Origin of the sequence: Roseobacter sp. FCG-D35 (assembly GCF_033436665.1) — a bacterium.
Classification (GTDB): domain Bacteria; phylum Pseudomonadota; class Alphaproteobacteria; order Rhodobacterales; family Rhodobacteraceae; genus JAWQFO01.
In genome coordinates this window covers 674,565-692,711 of record NZ_JAWQFO010000001.1, presented here as the reverse complement: position 1 = coordinate 692,711, position 18,147 = coordinate 674,565, and the positions used below count along the sequence as shown (strand labels likewise).

General features: G+C 67.0%; 15 protein-coding genes. 9 read left to right on the top strand and 6 right to left on the bottom strand.

Features of this window, described 5'->3' with window-relative positions:
* Positions 1-169: 169 nt before the first annotated feature.
* The gene (locus tag R5H30_RS03190) at positions 170-871 is read left to right on the top strand and encodes an SIMPL domain-containing protein (RefSeq protein ID WP_318326558.1); all 702 of its coding nucleotides are present in this window, start codon (positions 170-172) and stop codon (positions 869-871) included.
* 123 nt (positions 872-994) lie between these two features.
* On the opposite strand, the gene R5H30_RS03185 is transcribed toward R5H30_RS03190, so the two are convergent.
* Positions 995-2,287: an O-acetylhomoserine aminocarboxypropyltransferase/cysteine synthase family protein gene (locus R5H30_RS03185; RefSeq protein ID WP_318326557.1), complete on the bottom strand. Its 1,293-nt coding sequence runs from the start codon at positions 2,285-2,287 to the stop codon at positions 995-997.
* A 141-nt stretch (positions 2,288-2,428) separates the two neighbouring features.
* On the opposite strand from R5H30_RS03185, the gene R5H30_RS03180 reads away from it, so the two are divergent.
* Entirely contained in the window at positions 2,429-3,112 is a 684-nt protein-coding gene (locus R5H30_RS03180; RefSeq protein WP_318326555.1) for a hypothetical protein, read from the top strand.
* A gap of 15 nt (positions 3,113-3,127) precedes the next feature.
* Here R5H30_RS03180 and R5H30_RS03175 read toward each other — a convergent pair whose 3' ends face one another.
* The 3 genes from R5H30_RS03175 to R5H30_RS03165 form a co-directional block, all read right to left on the bottom strand.
* Complete coding sequence (locus R5H30_RS03175) at positions 3,128-4,138, bottom strand: GT-B fold glycosyltransferase domain-containing protein (protein WP_318326553.1); 1,011 nt, start codon at positions 4,136-4,138, stop codon at positions 3,128-3,130.
* Positions 4,139-4,226: 88 nt separating this feature from the next.
* Complete coding sequence (locus R5H30_RS03170; RefSeq protein ID WP_318326552.1) at positions 4,227-7,358, bottom strand: efflux RND transporter permease subunit; 3,132 nt, start codon at positions 7,356-7,358, stop codon at positions 4,227-4,229.
* Positions 7,358-8,518, bottom strand: a complete 1,161-nt coding sequence (locus R5H30_RS03165) for an efflux RND transporter periplasmic adaptor subunit (RefSeq protein WP_318326550.1) — start codon at positions 8,516-8,518, stop codon at positions 7,358-7,360. The genes R5H30_RS03170 and R5H30_RS03165 overlap by 1 nt, the downstream gene beginning before the upstream one ends.
* Positions 8,519-8,592: 74 nt before the next feature.
* On the opposite strand from R5H30_RS03165, the gene R5H30_RS03160 reads away from it, so the two are divergent.
* The gene (locus R5H30_RS03160; RefSeq protein ID WP_318326549.1) at positions 8,593-9,204 is read left to right on the top strand and encodes a TetR/AcrR family transcriptional regulator; all 612 of its coding nucleotides are present in this window, start codon (positions 8,593-8,595) and stop codon (positions 9,202-9,204) included.
* Positions 9,205-9,482: 278 nt separating this feature from the next.
* Here R5H30_RS03160 and R5H30_RS03155 read toward each other — a convergent pair whose 3' ends face one another.
* Entirely contained in the window at positions 9,483-10,406 is a 924-nt protein-coding gene (locus R5H30_RS03155) for an aminotransferase class IV (RefSeq protein ID WP_318326548.1), read from the bottom strand.
* Between the two features lie 140 nt (positions 10,407-10,546).
* Here R5H30_RS03155 and denD point away from each other — a divergent pair, with 140 nt between their 5' ends.
* The gene (gene denD, locus R5H30_RS03150; protein WP_318326547.1) at positions 10,547-11,554 is read left to right on the top strand and encodes a D-erythronate dehydrogenase; all 1,008 of its coding nucleotides are present in this window, start codon (positions 10,547-10,549) and stop codon (positions 11,552-11,554) included.
* A gap of 48 nt (positions 11,555-11,602) precedes the next feature.
* Here denD and R5H30_RS03145 read toward each other — a convergent pair whose 3' ends face one another.
* Entirely contained in the window at positions 11,603-12,259 is a 657-nt protein-coding gene (locus R5H30_RS03145; protein WP_318326546.1) for a GntR family transcriptional regulator, read from the bottom strand.
* A 147-nt stretch (positions 12,260-12,406) separates the two neighbouring features.
* Between R5H30_RS03145 and dctP the strand changes: the two genes are divergently transcribed.
* The 5 genes from dctP to R5H30_RS03120 all read left to right on the top strand — a co-directional run bounded on the left by dctP (position 12,407) and on the right by R5H30_RS03120 (position 18,143).
* Positions 12,407-13,393 carry a TRAP transporter substrate-binding protein DctP gene (gene dctP, locus R5H30_RS03140; RefSeq protein WP_318326545.1) on the top strand — a complete coding sequence of 329 codons (987 nt, stop codon included), beginning with the start codon at positions 12,407-12,409 and terminating at the stop codon, positions 13,391-13,393.
* A 65-nt stretch (positions 13,394-13,458) separates the two neighbouring features.
* Complete coding sequence (locus R5H30_RS03135; protein WP_318326544.1) at positions 13,459-14,061, top strand: TRAP transporter small permease; 603 nt, start codon at positions 13,459-13,461, stop codon at positions 14,059-14,061.
* Positions 14,061-15,377, top strand: a complete 1,317-nt coding sequence (locus R5H30_RS03130; protein ID WP_318326543.1) for a TRAP transporter large permease — start codon at positions 14,061-14,063, stop codon at positions 15,375-15,377. The genes R5H30_RS03135 and R5H30_RS03130 overlap by 1 nt, the downstream gene beginning before the upstream one ends.
* The gene (locus R5H30_RS03125; RefSeq protein ID WP_318326775.1) at positions 15,374-16,648 is read left to right on the top strand and encodes a malonyl-CoA decarboxylase domain-containing protein; all 1,275 of its coding nucleotides are present in this window, start codon (positions 15,374-15,376) and stop codon (positions 16,646-16,648) included. Before R5H30_RS03130 ends, R5H30_RS03125 begins: the two co-directional genes overlap by 4 nt.
* Positions 16,629-18,143 carry a malonate--CoA ligase gene (locus R5H30_RS03120; RefSeq protein ID WP_318326541.1) on the top strand — a complete coding sequence of 505 codons (1,515 nt, stop codon included), beginning with the start codon at positions 16,629-16,631 and terminating at the stop codon, positions 18,141-18,143. The genes R5H30_RS03125 and R5H30_RS03120 overlap by 20 nt, the downstream gene beginning before the upstream one ends.
* Positions 18,144-18,147: the final 4 nt, after the last annotated feature.

The following is an 18,147-nucleotide window of genomic DNA, read 5'->3' as shown; positions in this document are numbered from 1 at the left end:
CGACAGCCTATAGCAGGACTTCGCCGAGGGAAAGGAAAACGCCTTCCGGACACGCGTTCGCGGGGCGCCGGCCGGACCCGCGGCGATCCGCCTTGGGGCTAGGATCGCGCTTGTCCTCGGCGGTGCCATGGGTCTAGGTCAGCACAGCAAACATAGGAGGACCAGCCCCGTGAAACAGACCCTCATCATGCTCTGCCTGGTGGCAGGCTTCGGAAGCGCGGCCGTCGCGCAGGATGTGACCGCACCGCGCGTGATAACCGTGACCGGAGAGGCCAGCGTGCCGGCAGCCCCGGACATGGCGACGATCCGGCTCGGCGTCACCGAGCAGGCCGCGGACGCGGCCGCGGCGATGCAGGCGGCTTCCGCCGCCGTCGGTGACATTCTCGCCCGCCTCGACGGCGCCGGAATCGAGGCGCGAGACCGCCAGACCAGCGGCCTGTCGCTGCAGCCGGTCTGGTCCGACCGCTCCGGCAATGTGGATGCCCCGCCGCAGATCACGGGATACGAGGCGCGCAACGCGGTAACGGTCCGGGTGCGCGATCTCGACGCCCTGGGCGGTCTGCTCGACGCGGTGATCGCGGACGGGGCCAACACCCTGGATGGTCTTGCCTTCGACGTGCAGGATCCGGCTCCGCTCGAGCGCGAGGCGCGCAAGGCCGCCGTGGCCGACGCGATGGCGCGCGCGCAGGATCTGGCCGAGGCCGCCGGGGTCACGCTGGGACCGGTCCAGTCGATCATCGAACAGGTGCGGCGCGGCGGTCCGGTCCGGCTCGAGATGGCCGACGCCGCCCGCGGCGCTTCCGTGCCCGTGGCGGCAGGCGAGGTCGGCTTCGAGGGCAGCGTGCAGATGGTCTTTGGCATCGCCGACTGAGCCGGGCTCAGGCACGCGACCTTCACCCGGGTGCGCGCGTCCTTTCTCTGGTTTGCAAATATCCCGGGGGAGGCGCCCGCAGGGCGACGGGGGCAGAGCCCCCGCCCGGTCCGGCGCCCGCGCTCAGCCCGATGCCTTGCTCAGCGCCTGGTCGAGATCGGCAATCAGGTCGTCGGCATCCTCGATCCCGATCGAGATCCGCACGACGTTCGGGCTCGCACCCGCGGCTTCCTGCTGCTCCGGCGTGAGCTGGCGGTGCGTCGTCGAGGCCGAGTGGATCACCAGCGACCGCGCATCGCCGAGGTTGGCGACGTGGCTGAAGATCTCCAGCGCGTTCACAAGTTTCACGCAGGCGTCGTAGCCGCCCTTGACCGCGAAGGTGAAGAGCCCGCCCGCGCCCTTGGGGCAGACGGTCTGGCCGCGCTTGAAATAGGGCGAGGACTTCAGACCGGCATAGGTCACATAGTCGACCCGGTCGTCCTTCTCGAGCCATTCCGCCACTTTCACGGCGTTCTCGACATGCCGCTGCATGCGCAGCGACAGCGTCTCGATCCCCATCAGCGTGTAATGCGCCGCCTGCGGGTTCATCGTCATGCCGAGATCGCGCAGCCCGATCGCGATCGAATGGAAGGTGAAGGCAAGCGGGCCAAAGGTCTCGTGGAACTTGAGCCCGTGATAGGCGGGTTCCGCCGCGCTGAGCGAGGGGAACTTTTCGTTGGCCGACCAGTCGAACTTGCCCGAATCCACGATCGCGCCGCCGGTGACCGTGCCATTGCCGGTCAGGTACTTCGTCGTCGAATGCACTACCAGGGTCGCGCCATGCTCGATCGGCCGGCAGAGGTAAGGCGTGGCCGAGGTGTTGTCGACGATCAGCGGGATGCCGGCGCCGTCTGCGATCTTCGCCGCCGCCGCGATGTCGGTGACATACCCGCCGGGGTTGGCGATGGATTCGCAGAAGATGGCACGCGTGTCCTCGTCGATCGCCGCCTTGACCGCGTTGAGGTCATCGAAATCGACGAATTTCGCCGACCAGCCGAAGCGCTTGATGGTCTGGGTGAACTGCGTGACCGTGCCGCCATAAAGCCGCGTCGAGGCAACGATGTTGCGGCCCGGGCCCATGAGCGGAAAAAGCGCCATGATCTGCGCCGCGTGCCCCGACGAGCAGCAGACCGCGCCGACGCCGCCTTCGAGCGTCGCGATGCGTTCCTGCAGCACCGCCACCGTCGGGTTGGTCAGGCGCGAATAGATGAAGCCGACTTCCTGGAGATTGAACAGCGCTGCCGCGTGCTCGGTGTCGCGGAAGACGTAGGCGGTGGTCTGGTAGATCGGCGTCTGGCGCGCGCCCGTCGCCGGATCGGGCCGTGCGCCGGCATGGATCTGCAGGGTGTCGAAGCCGTAGGTCGGGCCGTCGGACATGTGGGGTCTCCTCGCTCTGTCGTTCGGCACATGGTTAGGCGATGGCCCGGGCCCGCACAAGGCTGGCGACACCGGCCCGCGGATTGACAGGTCCGGTTCGCCGGCATATCACACAAGTATGTTGGCAGGGAGGCTTGTGCCATGGACGAGACCGGCGAAACCATTCTCACGAAAGCCGTTTCCGGAACCGGCGCGGCCGACCAGGCCGAACGCGCAACGCGCGAGCGGGCCTCTGCAATCGCCTCCGAAGAAGTCACGCAACCCGCTCCCGAGACGGCCGAAGCGCGCGCCGAACGCCGGCGCCGACGGCTCGAACGGCTCGAGCAGGCCTCGACGATCTCCTTCACCCTCGAAACCCCGGTCCGGCGTTTCGTCGAGGAGCAGGCACGCTCCATCGGCATGGACATGGCGCATTTCATGCAGAAGATGGTCGAGAACCACATCCTGCTCTCGGCGCCCAAAGGCGATCCTCTGGCGCTGCGGCTGCAATCCAAGCGTCTTGTGATCGACAGCTTCGTGGATCTGGCGCGCAAGCTCGAGGCCGAGGGGCACTTCGACGACCAGTTCATCCTGACCGTGTTCCGCGCGGCCGAGCAGGACGAGGCGCTGATGCAGCATTACCGCAACGCCACCGATGTCGCCGGCGCCCCGGCGCGCGCAGCCGCGCGCACGCGGGTCTCGCTCAACCAGCAGCTCGGGCGGCTGGTCAAGCGTGCGGTCGGGGCACGGTCGAAGCGCAACGAGAAGGGCCGGATCATGCGGGGCCAGACCCCGGACGCGCTGGTCACGACCTACACGCTGCTCGAAAAGCCGCCTTCCGAATGACCGGCGCGGGTGCGGCTAGCGTATCCAGAGCCCCGCGGATCTGATGCGATTGCGGATCGCCTGCTCGCGGCGCGGCAGGTCGGTGCGGTTGAAGAGCGCGCGCACCTTCCGTCCGCGACCCTGGTAGATGAAGCGTCGAAACGGCTCGTGGCGCTTCAGAACCTTCTTCAGACGGTTCGGCGCGGCGATGGTTTCCAGCAGATCGACCGTGCGGTCCGGCTCACGCGCATAGAGCAGCGGCATGGCGCGGTAATGGCAGCTTATTTCGGCGTCGATATAGCCCGGCTGCAGCGCATCACGCCCACCGCCGAGGGAATGGATCACCAGCGGCAGCGCGATCTGGTCGAGCCAGGGCAGCAACGGTTGCGCGCAAAGCTCGGGTGGCGGTGCATCGCGGATCTCGCGCGCGTAGGCGAGGAACCGGTCCCCGAACCGGCGCGGACAGGCGTGATAGAAGACGCCGGCATTGAAGTAGAGGTATCTTTCCCAGTACTCGTCCGGCTGCGTAGGGTCGAGCGAGCTTGCGAAGTCGAGCCCGAAGCGGTCGTAGAGCGCCTTCCAGATGCTCGCGTAGCCCGGGCCGTAGAGTTCCGGGCGCGGCCAAGTGCCTTCGCGCCGCAGCGAGGCGGAGGGACGGTTGAAGTCGAAAGGCACCTCCATGAGGTCCCCGGTGATCAGCGTGTCGCTGTCGAAGAACACGAAAGGTCTCTGCTCGGGCAGTGCGGCCAGCATCTCGATCTTGTTGCCGGTCGGGTAGGTGTCTCCGAAATGCTGGGTCTCGAAGGGCACGATCTCGGCGCCCAGATCAGCGAGCGCGGACCGGACATCAGGGTCGCTGATGCGCGGGTCCTTCTCCCAGAGTGGGCCGGGCTCAGGTTCGGCGACGAGCAGCCTCCCGGCAAAGCGCGGGCTGGAATGCCGCAGCGAGGCGGCGAATAGCAGCGCTTCGTAGGACAGCCGTCCGCGCTGCGCCACGATCACGACGTCGAAGCCCTCGGGGGCGGTCTGGTGCGCTGGCAGAGTCATGGCAGTCCCGGTTTGCGACCGACACTAGCCGCGCGGCCTGACAGCGAACAGGTCCGGACCGGGCCCGGCGCAAGATGTGTGTCGTGCGTTACTCAGCCGCCGGGCGCAGGTCGAGCGGGTAGATCCGGTCGCTCTCGCGCAAGGTCAGGATCTCGCGCCGTTCCGGCCGGCGGGCATAGACCAGCGCGAACATCGGCGGCGTGAAGTAGAACGAGACGACGGTCGACAACAGCACTCCGCCGGCGACGGCCATGGCGAATGGCGGCCAGAAACCGCCTCCGGCCAGGATCAGCGGCAGGAATCCTCCGAAGGTCGTGATCGTCGTCGACACGATATGGCGCGCGGATCGGCCCACCACCGCGGCCATGGCGCTGCGGTCCCCCTGGCGTGCGGCGCTGTCTGCCTTCAGGCCGGTCAGGATGATGATGGCGGCATTGATCGACACGCCGATGGAGCCGATCACACCGATGATCGCGGTGATCCCGAACGGGTACTGGAAGATCGCGAGCGCCAGCAGGCTCAGACCCGCGGCAAGCCCGCAGACGACCAGCGCCACGCCGGTCAGGCGGAACGAGTTGAACGTCAGCGCGATGGCCGCGATCGAGAGCGTGACGATCAGCCCGAGCGAGGCGAAGAGGTCGTTGAGCGTGTCGTTGCGCGCGTCGCTGTCGCCCCCGATCTCGAGCCGGTAGCCGCGGGGCAGGGCGAAGCCTTCGGCATCGAGCGCCGCACGCACCTGCGCCAGCGCCTCCTCGGGCAGCACGGCCCGCTGCACGAATCCCTGCACCGAGTTCACCCGCTCGGAATTGCGCCGGGTTATGCTGGAGGCGGCCGGCACGAGGTCCACCGTGGCGATGGCCGACAGCGGCAGCGCCGGCCAGCGCCCTTCGGCCGACAGCGCCGCGGCGTCCGGCGGCAGGATCGGCAGGTCGCGGACACGTTGCAGGTCGCCGCGGACATCGTCGCCAAGGCGCACGCGGACGGGGATCTGCTCGGTGCCCTCGACCAGCGCGCCGCCGGTCACGCCCTCGAGCCCGGCATTGAGCTGGCGCGCGATGCCGCCAAGGTCGAGCCCGAGCCGTTGGGCCTGCGCCTCGTCGACGGCAACCGCCAGCTTCGGCGCTCCCGCCCCGATGGTGCTGCGCGCGACGCTGATCGCGTCGACCTGCGCCATGACGGTGCGCGCGGCGTCTCCAAGCTCGCGCAGGGTTTCGAGGTTGTCGCCGACGATGCGCACCTCGACCGGGGCCGCGACCGGCGGCCCCTGTACCAGACCGCGGACCAGGACCTGCGCCTCGGGCGCGGCGTGCGCGAGGTCGCGCTCGAGTTCGAACAGCAGGCTCTCGGTGGCGTCCGGAGAGGACGTGGTCACCAGCGCATGGGCATGGCCCGGCGCATCCTCGCGGTTGCCGATGACGTTGTAGTAGAAGGGCGGTGCCGAGCGGCCAATCAGCCAGGTGACCGAGGTGACGCGCGCATCGCCGCGCAGGGCGGCATCGAGACGGTCGACGCTGTCGCGGGTGGCCGCGATGGCCGTGCCGGGGGCCATGTCGACCTCGAGCGTGAACTGGTCGCGGTCGACGCCGGGAAAGAATTGCGCGGTCAGCGTCGGCAGGCTCAGAAAGCCGGTGACCGGCAGGACCAGCGACAGGGCCACAGATTTCACCGGGTTCTCGACCGCCCAGAGGATCGAGCGGGCGAAGAGGCGCCCCGGCAGACCTTCGCCGCGGCGTGCGCCTGCGCCGTCCGGCAGGAACCAGCCGGCGATGGCGGGGGTCAGGGTGATGGCGATCACGAAGGACCACCACAGCATCGTGACGACGGCGATGGCGATGGCGCCGACGAAGTCGCCCGGGGCGCCCGGCAGCAGGATCAGCGGCGTGAAAGACAGCGCGGTGGTGACCGTCGAGGCGAGCAGCGGCGCAAAAAGCCGACGGACCGCCTCGGAGACCGCGCGGCGGCGCGACAGGCCGGCCGCAAGGCGCTGGCCGACCTCGTCGGTCATCACGATGGCGGCGTCGACCAGCAGCCCCAGGGCCACGATCAGGCCGGTGACCGACATCTGGTGGATCGGCAGGCCGATCAGGTTCATGGTGAAAAGCGTCGCCAGGGTGACGACGGGCAGGATCAGCGCCACGATCATCGCCGAGCGCAGGCCGAGCGTGACCAGCAGGACCGCGACCACCAGCGCCACCCCGATCGCCATGTTGAGGCCGACTTCGGCGAGGCGCTCGGCGGTATAGGCGCTCTGGTCGAAGATCTGATCGAGCGCGAGCCCTTCGGGCAGGTCGGCGCGATAGGTGGCGATCTCGTCCCGGACCTGTCCGGCCCAGACATCGACCTGGCGCCCGGATTCGAGCTTGGCGGCGACCAGCACGGCGGGCGTGCCGTCGACCAGCGCCAGTTCGGAGGAGGGCAGGCGCGGTCCGCGGGTCACCTTGGCTACCTGGTCGAGCCGGGTCACGCTGCCATCCGCGCCTTCGCGCAGGATCACCTCGCGCAGCCGGTCGAGGGCGTCGACCTCGCCTTCGACGTTGACCAGATAGTCGCCGGCATCGCCGCGCAGCCTGCCGGCCTGTCCGCGGCTGTCTGCGGCGGCCACGGCGCGCGAGACATCCCCGGCACTCAGCCCCAGCGCCGCGCTGCGTTCGGGGTCGAGCGTGACCAGCACCTCTTCTTCCGGGGCGCCGTAGATCTCGACCTGTTCGGTACCGGAAATGTTGCGCAGCTTTTGCGCGATGTCCTCGGCATAGCGCCCGAGAAGGGTAAGGGGCGTCGCCGGGTCGGCGGCGCGCAGGGCCAAGATCGCCGCGAAGGCGCCGTTGTCGGTGTCGAAATCGGGCTCTTGCACGTCCGCGGGAAAGGTGGCGGCAACATCGGCCAGATCGTCGCGGATTTCCGACCAGATACCTTCGATCGCGTCATCGGGCACGGTCGCCCCAAGCTCGACGGTGACCACCGAGATGCCGGTGGCGGAGACGCTTTCGATGACATCCACCTCCGGGATCTGGCGCAGCACGTCCTCGATCTCGGAGGTCACCAGCGATTCCACACGCCTGGGGTCGGCCCCCGGAAACACCGTCGTGACGGTGCCGAAAAGGTTGGTGATCGTCGGATCCTCTTGCCGGCCGATGGCAAGCAGAGAGGAAACGCCGGCGGCGATGATGACCAGCAGGGCCAGCGCGACCAGACGGGGCTGGCGGAAGGTCAGGGTTTCCATCAGCCCGGAGCCCCGGCGAGCGTCACGCGGTCGCCCGGCACCACGCGATGTACGCCGTCGCCGACGATCAGCGCGCCGTCCGAGAGAGTGCCCTGGACGAAGGCGCGGGTCTCGTCGGCGTGTAGGATCTCGACCGCTTCGGTCGCGACGCGGTAGGTGCCGTCCGTCTCGGGCGTCAGCACCAGCACGGTCCAGAGGCCGCGAATCCCGTCCTGCAGCGCGGAGACGGGCAGGGCGTAGCCTCTGCCGGCAAGCTCGGTTTCGATCTCCAGCGTGCCGCTTTGCAGATAGGCCGCCCCGGCGCCGTCGACCTCGAAGAGCGCCGTGCGCGTCCGGGTCCGCGGATCAAGATCGGGCCGGAAGCCGGCGAATTCCGCGTCATGAACGCGACCCGCGATGTGCAGGCGCGTCGGACCCAGTCCGGCGACCTCATCGGCTAGGGCGGGATCGAGCCCCACGCGGAACAGCGCCGGGCCGTCTTCGAGCAGGGCCAGAACGGTCTGGCCCGGCGCCACGACGGTGCCGGTGTCGATCGCGATGTCGCCGACGCGGCCGTCGAAGGGCGCGCGGAGTTCGGATTGTGCGTCCAGCACGTCGAGCCGCGCAATCGAGGCATCGACCTCGGTCAGCCGCGCCTCGATCTCGGCCAGTCCCAGCCGGGCGTTGTCTAGCGCCTGCGCCGCGGCGAACCCGCGGCTTTGCAGCGCCGACTGCCGTTCCGTCGTCAGCCGTGCCAGCTCAGCCTGTGCTTCCAGCGCCTTGCGGCTGGCCGCGAGCCGCGCGCGGTCCGCGTCGAGCAGGTCCGTGTCGAGCCGCGCAAGAAGGGCGCCTTGCGCCACGCGTTGACCTTCGTCGACGAGTATCTCGGTGATCTCGCCCGATACCTCGAACCCCAGCGCCGCGGTTCGGGCCGGTTCGATCTGGCCGGCGAAGCGGCGCGTGACGGTGAATCCGTCGGTGCGTTCGGCGGTCATTGCACGGACCTGCGTCAGCGGCGCGGGTGCCGGTCCCGCCACCGCGTCCGCCCGCGCGCCGAGGATTGCGGTGAGCCCGGCGACAGCCGCGACTGCGGCTGCCACGACACCAAGTGTCAGGGCAAGAGCGACGAGTTTTCCGAAAAGCCCTTTGGTCCCGGGCGTTGCGACGTTACGGTCGTTCATGCGAGTGACCTTTCAAAGTTAGCGCCTCTAACATATGTTAGAGATACTAACTTAGTCAACGACGGAGTCGAAACATGCTGCCTGGCACCCTCGTGAGCGAGAAAACCGGCTATCACCACGGCGACCTGCGCGCCCATCTCGTCGCGGCGGTCAGAGAGCTTGTGGAGGAGAAGGGCTTCGACGGTTTTTCGATCGCCGAGGCCTGCCGCCGTGCCGGAGTCAGCAGTGCTGCACCGTACAAGCACTTCAAGGACAAGCAGGAAATCCTTGTCGCTGTGGCGGTCGACGGGCTATTCCGGCTTGGAGACAGGATGGAGGCGGAGGCGGCAAAGGTTGCCGATGACGGTCTCGCGCGGGTCACGGCGATGGGCCGGGCCTATGTCGGGTTCGCCCGCGATGAGCCGGGCGTTTTCCGGCTGACATTCGGCCAGGTCGATACCGAGGACAAGCGCGAGATGATGCGGGCGGTCGGGTGCGACACCTTCGGCATCCTGCAGCGGGCCGTCGCCGATTGTCTCGCGACAACGCAGGACGACCCGGTATGCCAGTTCCGCTCCTACATGCTGTGGAGCTTCGTGCACGGGCACGCATCGCTCTCGATGGATGGAAAGGCGGAGATCTCCGAGGCACCGCTCGAGGAAGATCGGTTGCTTGCGGAGATTTCGCGACGGGTCCTGCTGGGCTAGAGAACTTGCGGGGCGGAACCGGCGTCAGTGCCGTCCGGGCCGAAGCGGTCAGTGCAGGCGGTCGACGCTTTCCTGCATTCGGATGCACTGGCGGACGGCGATGGCGACGTTGCGAAAGACCTTCGATGCGGTGGCGGATGCGGTGATCATGTCGATGCTCCCTGTTTACACCGACACTAGCCGAGCCTTAGGGGCTGGTCTGTAAACAAGGTCACACCGTCCGGTTTTTTCCTCGTACGCTTGTCCCAACAACAATCCGCTTGGGCGGCGCGCGCCACCTACCGGATTGCGACGTGGCTGGCGATCAGCTCCTTGTAGAGCTGCCGGATGCGCCGCGTCATCGGCCGCTCACCGGTCCCCACAGGCTTGCCGTCGATGCTGGCGACCGGCGTCTGCGCGCCGAATGTGCCGGTCAGGAACGCTTCTTCGGCGCCGTGCGCCTCGTAAAGCGAGAAGTTCTTTTCGAAGGCGGGGATGTCGTTGGCGCGGCAGAGGTCGATCACCTTCTGGCGCGTCACGCCGTTCATGCAGTAGTCGCCCGTCGAGGTCCAGACCTCGCCCCGGCGCACGATGAAGAAGTTGCAGGCGTTGGTGGTGTTTACGAACCCATGCGGGTCGAGCATCAGCGCCTCGTCCGCGCCCGCCTGTTCGGCCTGCAGGCAGGCAATGATGCAGTTGAGCTTGGAGTGGCTGTTGAGCTTGGGATCCTGGCTCATCGGCAATCCGCGCACCTGCGGCACGGTGGCGAGCCGGATGCCCTGGCTCTGCAGGTCCTCGCGCGGTTTCGAGTGTTCCAGGATCGCCACCAGCGTCGGCCCGGAGCGGCTGAGCGACGGGTGCTGAAACGGCTTCACCTTGACCCCGCGCGTCAGCATCAGGCGGCAGTGCACGTCCGTGGTCATCCCGTTGGCCTCGGCGGTGCGGTTCAGCACGTCAAGGATGCCGGCGCGGTCCATGCCGACCTCCATCGAGATCGTCTTGCAGCTGTCGAAGAAGCGATCCATGTGCTCGTCGAAGAAGGCCCAGGTGCCGTCGTAAAGCCGCATGCCTTCCCAGATGCCGTCGCCCAGCATGAACCCGCTGTCGTAGACAGAGACCTTCGCCGCGTCGCGGTGAACGATCTCGCCGTTCACGTAGATCTTGATGTCGCGGTTGCGCGCGTCTTCTTCGGCGTCGTGCGTGGTCAGGGTCTCGGTCTGCATGGGATCGCTCCGGATAGGTGGTCGCGCAAGGGGTCGCGCGCGCGGCGTCCGGCGTCAAGGGCTAGCCGGTGGAGCCCGGCCTTGACAGTCCTTGGGCCGCGGTTGCTACTGCGCCACGGTTGGAACGGAGGAGACACGCCATGCACATCATGATCATCGGAGGCGCCGGGATGGTCGGCGCCAAGCTTGCCAAATCGCTGGCCGGGGCAGGGACGCTAGGCGACGCGCCGGTGGACAAGCTGACGCTGGTCGATGTCGTGGCGCCGCGTGTCGAACTGCCCGACGGACCGCAGGTCGAACTGCGCGAGGCGGATCTGTCCGATCCGAAGGTCGCCAAAAGCCTCGTCGATCTCAGGCCGGACGTGATCTATCACCTCGCGGCCATCGTCTCTGGCGAGGCGGAATCGGATTTCGACAAGGGCTACCGGATCAACCTAGACGGCACGCGCTATCTTTTCGACGCGATCCGCCACGCGCACGGGCAGGACGGGTATCGCCCGCGGATGATCTTCACATCATCCATCGCGGTGTTCGGTGCGCCGTTCCCGGACTCGATCCCCGACGACTATTTCCGCACGCCGCAGACCAGCTACGGCACCCAGAAGGCGATCAGCGAATTGCTGCTCGAGGATTACACGCGCCGCGCATTTTTCGACGGGCTGGCCCTGCGCCTGCCGACGATCTGCATCCGCCCCGGCAAGCCGAACCTCGCCGCCTCGGGATTCTTCTCCAACATCCTGCGCGAGCCGCTGGCCGGTCAGGAGGCGGTACTGCCGGTGCCGGACAGCGTGCGGCACTGGCACTCAAGCCCGCGCGCCGTGGTGCGCAACCTCGTACGCGCCGGTGCGATGGATCTCGCGCCGCTGGGTCATCGGCGGTCAATCTCTCTGCCCGGTCTTTCGGCCACCGTGGCTGAGCAAATCGAGGCGCTGCGCGACGTGGCCGGCGACAAGGCCGTGGCGCTGATCCGGTCCGAGCCCGACGAGACCATCCAACGCATCGTCGCGGGCTGGCCGCAACGCTTCGAGACCGCGCGGGCGCGCGAGCTTGGCTTTTCCGCCGAAAGCGATTTCCGCGAGATCATTGCGGTGCATCTCGAGGATGAGCTGGGCACGACGGTCGAGGACTACCGCGAGCGTCAAGGGTAACGCACGGCACCCGAATGGTCCTGCGCCACGGTCGCCGCGGTGTTCTGGTCACTCCGCGGCGGGCTTGAGGCTTGCCATGAGGTTGTGGAACTTCTCGCCCTGGATCGCGACGTGGCCGCGCAGGTGCGCCCCGGCGGCCTCGCCATCACCGTCCTCGAGCGCCGCGAGGATCGCCTCGTGTTCGGCTAGCGACTGCGCCATGCGCCCCCGCAAGCGCAGCTGCACGCGCCGATAGGGCTTGAGCCGCAGGTAGAGCCGCAGGGCCTCCTGTTCGAGAAACCCGTTTCCGGACTGGCGATAGATGATGTGGTGGAATTTCTCGTTCGCGGTGTAGTAGCCGCCCGCGTCATTGGCCTCGACCGCGGCACGGCAAAGCGCGTTGGCCGCGCGCATCTGGTCCAAGGCCGCATCGGTGATACGGCTCGCGGCAAAGCGACCGCAGGCGCATTCGAGTTCGGCCATGACCTCGAACATCTCGATCAGTTCGACCGGGCCGGGCAGGCGCACGAAAACGCCGCGGCGCGGGATCTGTTCGATCAGCCCGGTCTGGGCCAGTTTCTGGAACGCTTCACGGATCGGCGTGCGCGACACCGAGAAACGTTCGGCAAGCCGGATCTCGTCGAGCCGGTCGCCGTCGACGAACTCGCCTTGCAGGATCATCTCCTGCAGCTCTGCAAAGATCACGTCCGCACGCTTGGGATCCATGCTCTTTGTGTACGATGCAGGTCGAGCGGATGCAATTTCTATTTTATTGTATACAAGATGATTGACTCTGGATGCGGAACTGCCGATGCTCTGGGCAAGCCGGGATGTGGGAGGCACACCGGTCAGTGAAATCCAGGGAGGATCGAAATGCAGAAATTTCTGATGAATGCCGTGGCGGCCGGTGCGCTGGCGACCATCTCCGGCGCAGCGCAGGCCGCCGACCTGCGCCTGTCGCACCAGTGGTCCGAGGGCGACGTGCGCCACCAGGTCGCCCAGATGGTCGCCGACGAGGTCGCGGCGGCCGACGTCGATCTGAACATCCAGATCTTCCCGACCCAGTCGCTGTTCAAGGCGCGCGAGCAATACAAGCCCCTGTCGCGCGGACAGGTCGACATGATCGTCTTCCCGCTCGCCTATGCAGGGGGTCTGCGCAACGCCTACAATCTGACCCTGATGCCGGGACTGGTGAAGAACCACGACCACGCCGCGCGGCTCAACGAGTCGGAGTTCATGGGCGAGATCGAGAGCATCCTCAACGAGGATGACGTGATGACACTGGTCAGCGGCTACTTGGCGGGCGGGTTCGCCGGCAAGGAAGGCTGCATCACCGCGCCCGACGATGTACAGGGGCTTCAGACCCGGGCGGCCGGCAAGGCGTTCGAGCAGATGCTCGCCGGGGCAGGGGCCTCGATCGCGTCGATGTCATCCGCCGAGATCTACAACGCCATGCAGACCGGCGTTCTCGATGCGGCCAACACCTCGTCCTCGTCCTTCGTGTCCTACCGCATCTACGAGCAGGTCAACTGCTTCACGCCCGCGGGCGACTATGCACTGTGGTTCATGTACCAGCCGCTCTTGATGAACAAGTCGGTCTTTGACGGGCTGACCGAGGAACAGCAGCAGGCTCTGATGGACGCGGCTGCCAAGGCCGAGGCCTTCTATCTCGAGGAAGCCAAGAAGCAGGACAGCGAGGCGCGTGACGTCTTCAAGGAGAACGGCGTCGAAATCGCCGAGATGACCGAGGAGGAATTCCAGGCCTGGCAGACCATCGCCAAGGACACGGCCTACAAGGCTTTCCTCGAAGGCTCGCCGGACGGCCAGCGCCTGCTCGACCTCGCCCTGAGCGTCGAGTGACATCCGCGCCGGCCGCGCATGTCGCGGCCGGCCATCCCTGACGACCGATCCGCGAAGGAACAGCGATGTCCGGCAGCGTCCACGCCCAGAACTCCGCCCGGCACGGCGGAAACCCCGTGCTGCGCCTTATCGGCCTGCTGAGCCGGATCTGCGGGATCGCCGCGGCCTTCATGATCGTCGCCGCCGTGCTCATCACCTGCCAGATGATCTTTATCCGCTTCGTGCTGAACGGCTCGACGATCTGGCAGACCGAAGGCGTCACCTACATGATGATCGGCGCGACGATGCTGGGCCTTCCTTACGTGCAATACCTGCGCGGTCACGTGAACGTCGATCTTTTGCCGATGATGCTGCCGCTCGGCGCGCGCAAGTTGCTTGCGGTCGTGGTGATGCTTCTGACGCTGGCCGTGGTCTTCGTCATGCTCTGGCACGGCTACCACTTCTGGCACGAGGCCTGGGACTGGGGCGAGACCTCGAACTCGCCCTGGAATCCCAAGCTCTGGGTGCCGTATCTCGCGCTGCCCGTGGGCTTCGGCCTTTATGCCCTGCAACTCGCCGCGGACAGTTATGCCATGCTGACCGGGATCGAGACACCGTTCGGGCTGCCCGAGGACGCGACGCTCGCCGACGTGGCGGCCGGTGAAATTCCCAGCGAAAGGGCCGACTGATGGATCCGCTGACGCTTGGCGGCCTCGTTGCGCTGCTGACCATCCTCGTTCTCTTCTCGGGCATCTCCGTCGCCGTCGGGCTGATGGTGGTCTCGGCCGGGTTTCTCGTGGTCTTCGACGGGCTGCGCTCGCTCAGCCTGATGCCCGAGATCTTCTTCGGCAAGCTCGACAATTTTGCGCTGCTGTCGATCCCGATGTTCATCATCATGGGCTCGGCCATCGCCTCGACCCGTGCCGGCGCCGATCTCTACGAGGCGCTCGAGCGCTGGCTGACCCGCGTGCCGGGGGGGCTGGTGGTGTCGAACCTCGGGGCCTGCGCGCTCTTCGCCGCGATGTCGGGATCGAGCCCCGCGACCTGTGCCGCCATCGGCAAGATGGGCATCCCCGAGATGCGCAAGCGCGGCTACCCGGACGGCGTGGCCGCCGGCTCCATCGCCGCCGGCGGCACTCTGGGCATCCTGATCCCGCCTTCGGTCACGATGATCGTCTACGGCATCGCAACCGAGACCTCGATTGGCCGGCTGTTCCTGGCGGGGGTGATCCCGGGCCTTCTGCTGGTGGGCCTCTTCATGGCCTGGTCGCTCTATTCGACCTGGCGCTCGGGCGATGCGCGGGTGCTGAGCGCGGGCAGCTATTCGTGGCGCCAGCGGTTCGAGATCCTGCCGCGTGTGCTGCCCTTTATCGCGATCATCGTGGGCGTGCTCTACGCCATGTACGGCGGCGTCGCGACGCCTTCGGAAACCGCCGCCGTGGGCGCGCTCTTGTGCATGCTGATCGCCATCGTGATCTACCGGCTCTGGGATCCGCGGGCGCTCTGGGTCGTGCTGCGCGACAGCACGCGGGAGTCGGTGATGATCCTTTTCATCATCGCCGCCGCGGGCGTCTTCAGCTACATGCTGTCCTCGCTCTTCATCACGCAATCCATCGCAAACTGGATCGGCACGCTCGAGGTCAATCGCTGGGTGTTGATGGGGGCGATCAACGTCTTCCTGCTGATCGCGGGCTTTTTCCTGCCGCCGGTCGCGGTGATCCTGATGGCCGCGCCGATCCTGCTGCCGATCATCACCACCGCCGGGTTCGATCCGATCTGGTTCGCCGTGGTGCTGACCATCAACATGGAGATCGGGCTGATCTCGCCGCCCGTGGGGCTGAACCTCTATGTCATCAACGGCATCGCGCCAGACATTTCGCTGCGCACGATCCTCGTCGGCTCGCTGCCTTTCGTGGCCTGCATGGTCATCGCCATCGTCCTGCTCTGCCTCTTTCCGGGCCTCGCCACATGGCTGCCCGACGCGGTGATGGGACCGGCGCTGTGAGCGTGCTCGGAGATATCCTGAGCACGGTGCTCGACCGCGGCGTTCGCAGCATTCCGCGCATCGCCGCGCGCAACAGCACGACGCCGGAGCTGGTCCGCGCGCTGCTGAGCGGCTCGGGCGAAATCTCGGGCATGGCGATCGCGCAGCAGATTTTCGACCGTTACGCCGAGATGGATAGGCCGGCGCGGCTCGGGTTTTTCCGGATGCTGGCGATCGAGTTGGATCTCGATCCCGCCCACGTGCGCGAGACCCTCGACGCCTACGAGGCCACACCGGGCCGCGAGACTTACCGCGCCTATGCAAAAGCCGCCGAGCCGCCCCGACAAGAGCTGATCCGGCGGCTGAACCAGCTTCCCGGCGGGACCGCGCGACTGGTCGCGATGCGCCGCGACCTGCTGGGGTTCACACGCGAACACCCCGACTGCGCGGCGCTCGACCTCGATTTTCGGCATCTTTTCGGCTCGTGGTTCAACCGCGGGTTTCTGGTGCTGCGCCCGATCAACTGGGACACCTCCGCGGCGCTGCTCGACAAGATCATCGCCTACGAGGCGGTGCATGCGATCCAGAACTGGGACGACCTGCGGCGGCGGCTCAAGCCGCGCGACCGGCGCTGCTTTGCCTTCTTCCACCCGTCGATGCCTGGCGAGCCGCTGATCTTCGTCGAGGTCGCGCTGACACGTGGCGTGCCGGGCTCGATCCAGGCGCTGCTGGCCGAGGACCGCGCAGACATAGCGCCCGAGGCGGCCGACACGGCCGTTTTCTACTCGATCTCCAACTGCCAGGAGGGGCTCGCGGGGATTTCCTTGGGCAACTCGCTGATCAAGCAGGTCGCGAGCGACCTTGCCGTTGAGCTGCCGAACCTCAAGACCTTCGTGACGCTGTCTCCGATCCCCGGGCTTGCGGCCTGGATGGCCGAGACCGGACTGGCGAAGCCTGTGCGCGGCGAGACGCTGCGGCAGATCGCGGCGCATTACCTGCTCGACGCCAAGTCGGCGGGCGGCCGGCCGCGCGATGCGGTGCAGCGCTTCCATCTCGGCAACGGTGCCTCGGTCTTCCGGGTCCACGGCGATGCCGACACCTCTGAAAAAGGGCTCGCGCAGTCGGGCGGGGCGATGGTCAACTACCTTTACGATCTCGACCGGATCACGCAGAACCACGAGGGCTTTGCCACCGCCGGAACGATCGCCGCCTCGGCGGAGGTCCGCAACCTCGCCAGCGCCGGCCGATCGCTCGCATCCGAGAAAGAAGACGATGAAGAACCCACTCTATGACGCTCTTTTCGCGCCACATTCCGGCAGCTACGCTCCCTTCCTGATTGCGCCCGGCAGCGGCCAATCGACAAGCTACGGCGCGTTCATCAAACAGGCGGCGCGGTTCGCCAATACGCTGACCGACCTCGGGCTGACGCCCGGTGACCGGATGGTCGCACAGGTGCCGAAATCACCCTCGGCGCTGGCGCTTTATGCCGCCTGTGTACAGGCCGGGATCGTCTACCTGCCGCTCAACACCGCCTATACCGCCTCCGAAGTGTCGTACTTTCTCGAGGATTCCGGGGCTCGGCTGATGGTCTGCGATACCGGGTCGGAAGAGGCTTTGACACCGGTTGCCGAGGCCTGCGGCGCGCGGCTTGAAACCATGGGCGCGAACGAGGCGGGCAGCTTTCCCGATCGCGCCGCCGGAGCGTCGGACGAATTCGAGACTGTCGCACGCGATGCCGATGACCTCGCTGCCTTTCTCTACACGTCCGGGACGACGGGGCGCTCGAAGGGGGCGATGCTGACGCAGGCCAACCTGCTGTCGAATGCCGAAACGCTCAAGGAGTATTGGCGCTTCACGGGCGAGGACGTGCTGTTGCACGCGCTGCCGATCTTTCACACCCATGGGCTCTTCGTCGCGACGAACGTGATCCTGCTGGCGGGCGGGTCGATGATCTTCTGCCCGAAATTCGACCTCGACCAGATGATCGCGGCACTTCCCGCGGCCACGACGATGATGGGCGTGCCGACCTTCTACACCCGGCTTCTGGGCGACGCGCGCTTTGACCGTGACCTTGTCGCGCACATGCGGCTTTTCGTGTCCGGGTCCGCGCCGCTGCGGGCCGAGACCCATGTCGACTTCGAGGCACGCACGGGGCACCGCATTCTCGAACGCTACGGGATGACCGAGACCAACATGAACACCTCGAACCCCTACGACGGAGATCGGCGGGCCGGGACGGTCGGGTTCCCGCTACCGGGGGTGGAGCTCAAGATCACCGACCCCGAAACCGGCGCGAACCTGCCGGAAGGTGAGATCGGCCAGATCGAGGTGCGCGGGCCTAACGTCTTCAGCGGTTACTGGCAGATGCCGGAAAAGACCCGCGAGGAGTTGCGCGACGACGGGTTTTTCATCACCGGCGATCTCGGCAAGATCGACGGCGACGGATACGTGCACATCATCGGGCGCAACAAGGACCTGATCATCTCGGGCGGTTACAACATCTACCCGAAGGAAATCGAGCTGGTGCTCGACGCCCAGCCCGGCGTGCTGGAAAGCGCTGTGATCGGTGTGCCGCATCCCGACTTCGGCGAAAGCGTGGTGGCGGTGCTGGTCGCCCAGCAGGGCGCGGCACCGGACACCGACGCGATCAAGGCCGCCGTGGCCTCGGAACTTGCAGGCTTCAAGCAACCGCGCGCCATCGAGGTCATGGCCGAATTGCCGCGCAACACGATGGGCAAGGTTCAGAAAAACGTCCTGCGCGAGCGCTACGCCAAGACCTTCGCCTGATCGA

Bases quoted from the DNA above. Each gene is read 5' to 3' on its own strand.
- R5H30_RS03185 (WP_318326557.1), bottom strand. From the start codon at position 2,287: ATGTCCGACGGCCCGACCTACGGCTTCGACACCCTGCAGATCCATGCC.
- R5H30_RS03180 (WP_318326555.1), top strand. From the start codon at position 2,429: ATGGACGAGACCGGCGAAACCATTCTCACGAAAGCCGTTTCCGGAACC.
- R5H30_RS03175 (WP_318326553.1), bottom strand. From the start codon at position 4,138: ATGACTCTGCCAGCGCACCAGACCGCCCCCGAGGGCTTCGACGTCGTG.
- R5H30_RS03170 (WP_318326552.1), bottom strand. From the start codon at position 7,358: ATGGAAACCCTGACCTTCCGCCAGCCCCGTCTGGTCGCGCTGGCCCTG.
- R5H30_RS03165 (WP_318326550.1), bottom strand. From the start codon at position 8,518: ATGAACGACCGTAACGTCGCAACGCCCGGGACCAAAGGGCTTTTCGGA.
- R5H30_RS03160 (WP_318326549.1), top strand. From the start codon at position 8,593: ATGCTGCCTGGCACCCTCGTGAGCGAGAAAACCGGCTATCACCACGGC.
- R5H30_RS03155 (WP_318326548.1), bottom strand. From the start codon at position 10,406: ATGCAGACCGAGACCCTGACCACGCACGACGCCGAAGAAGACGCGCGC.
- denD (WP_318326547.1), top strand. From the start codon at position 10,547: ATGCACATCATGATCATCGGAGGCGCCGGGATGGTCGGCGCCAAGCTT.
- R5H30_RS03145 (WP_318326546.1), bottom strand. From the start codon at position 12,259: ATGGATCCCAAGCGTGCGGACGTGATCTTTGCAGAGCTGCAGGAGATG.
- dctP (WP_318326545.1), top strand. From the start codon at position 12,407: ATGCAGAAATTTCTGATGAATGCCGTGGCGGCCGGTGCGCTGGCGACC.
- R5H30_RS03135 (WP_318326544.1), top strand. From the start codon at position 13,459: ATGTCCGGCAGCGTCCACGCCCAGAACTCCGCCCGGCACGGCGGAAAC.
- R5H30_RS03130 (WP_318326543.1), top strand. From the start codon at position 14,061: ATGGATCCGCTGACGCTTGGCGGCCTCGTTGCGCTGCTGACCATCCTC.
- R5H30_RS03120 (WP_318326541.1), top strand. From the start codon at position 16,629: ATGAAGAACCCACTCTATGACGCTCTTTTCGCGCCACATTCCGGCAGC.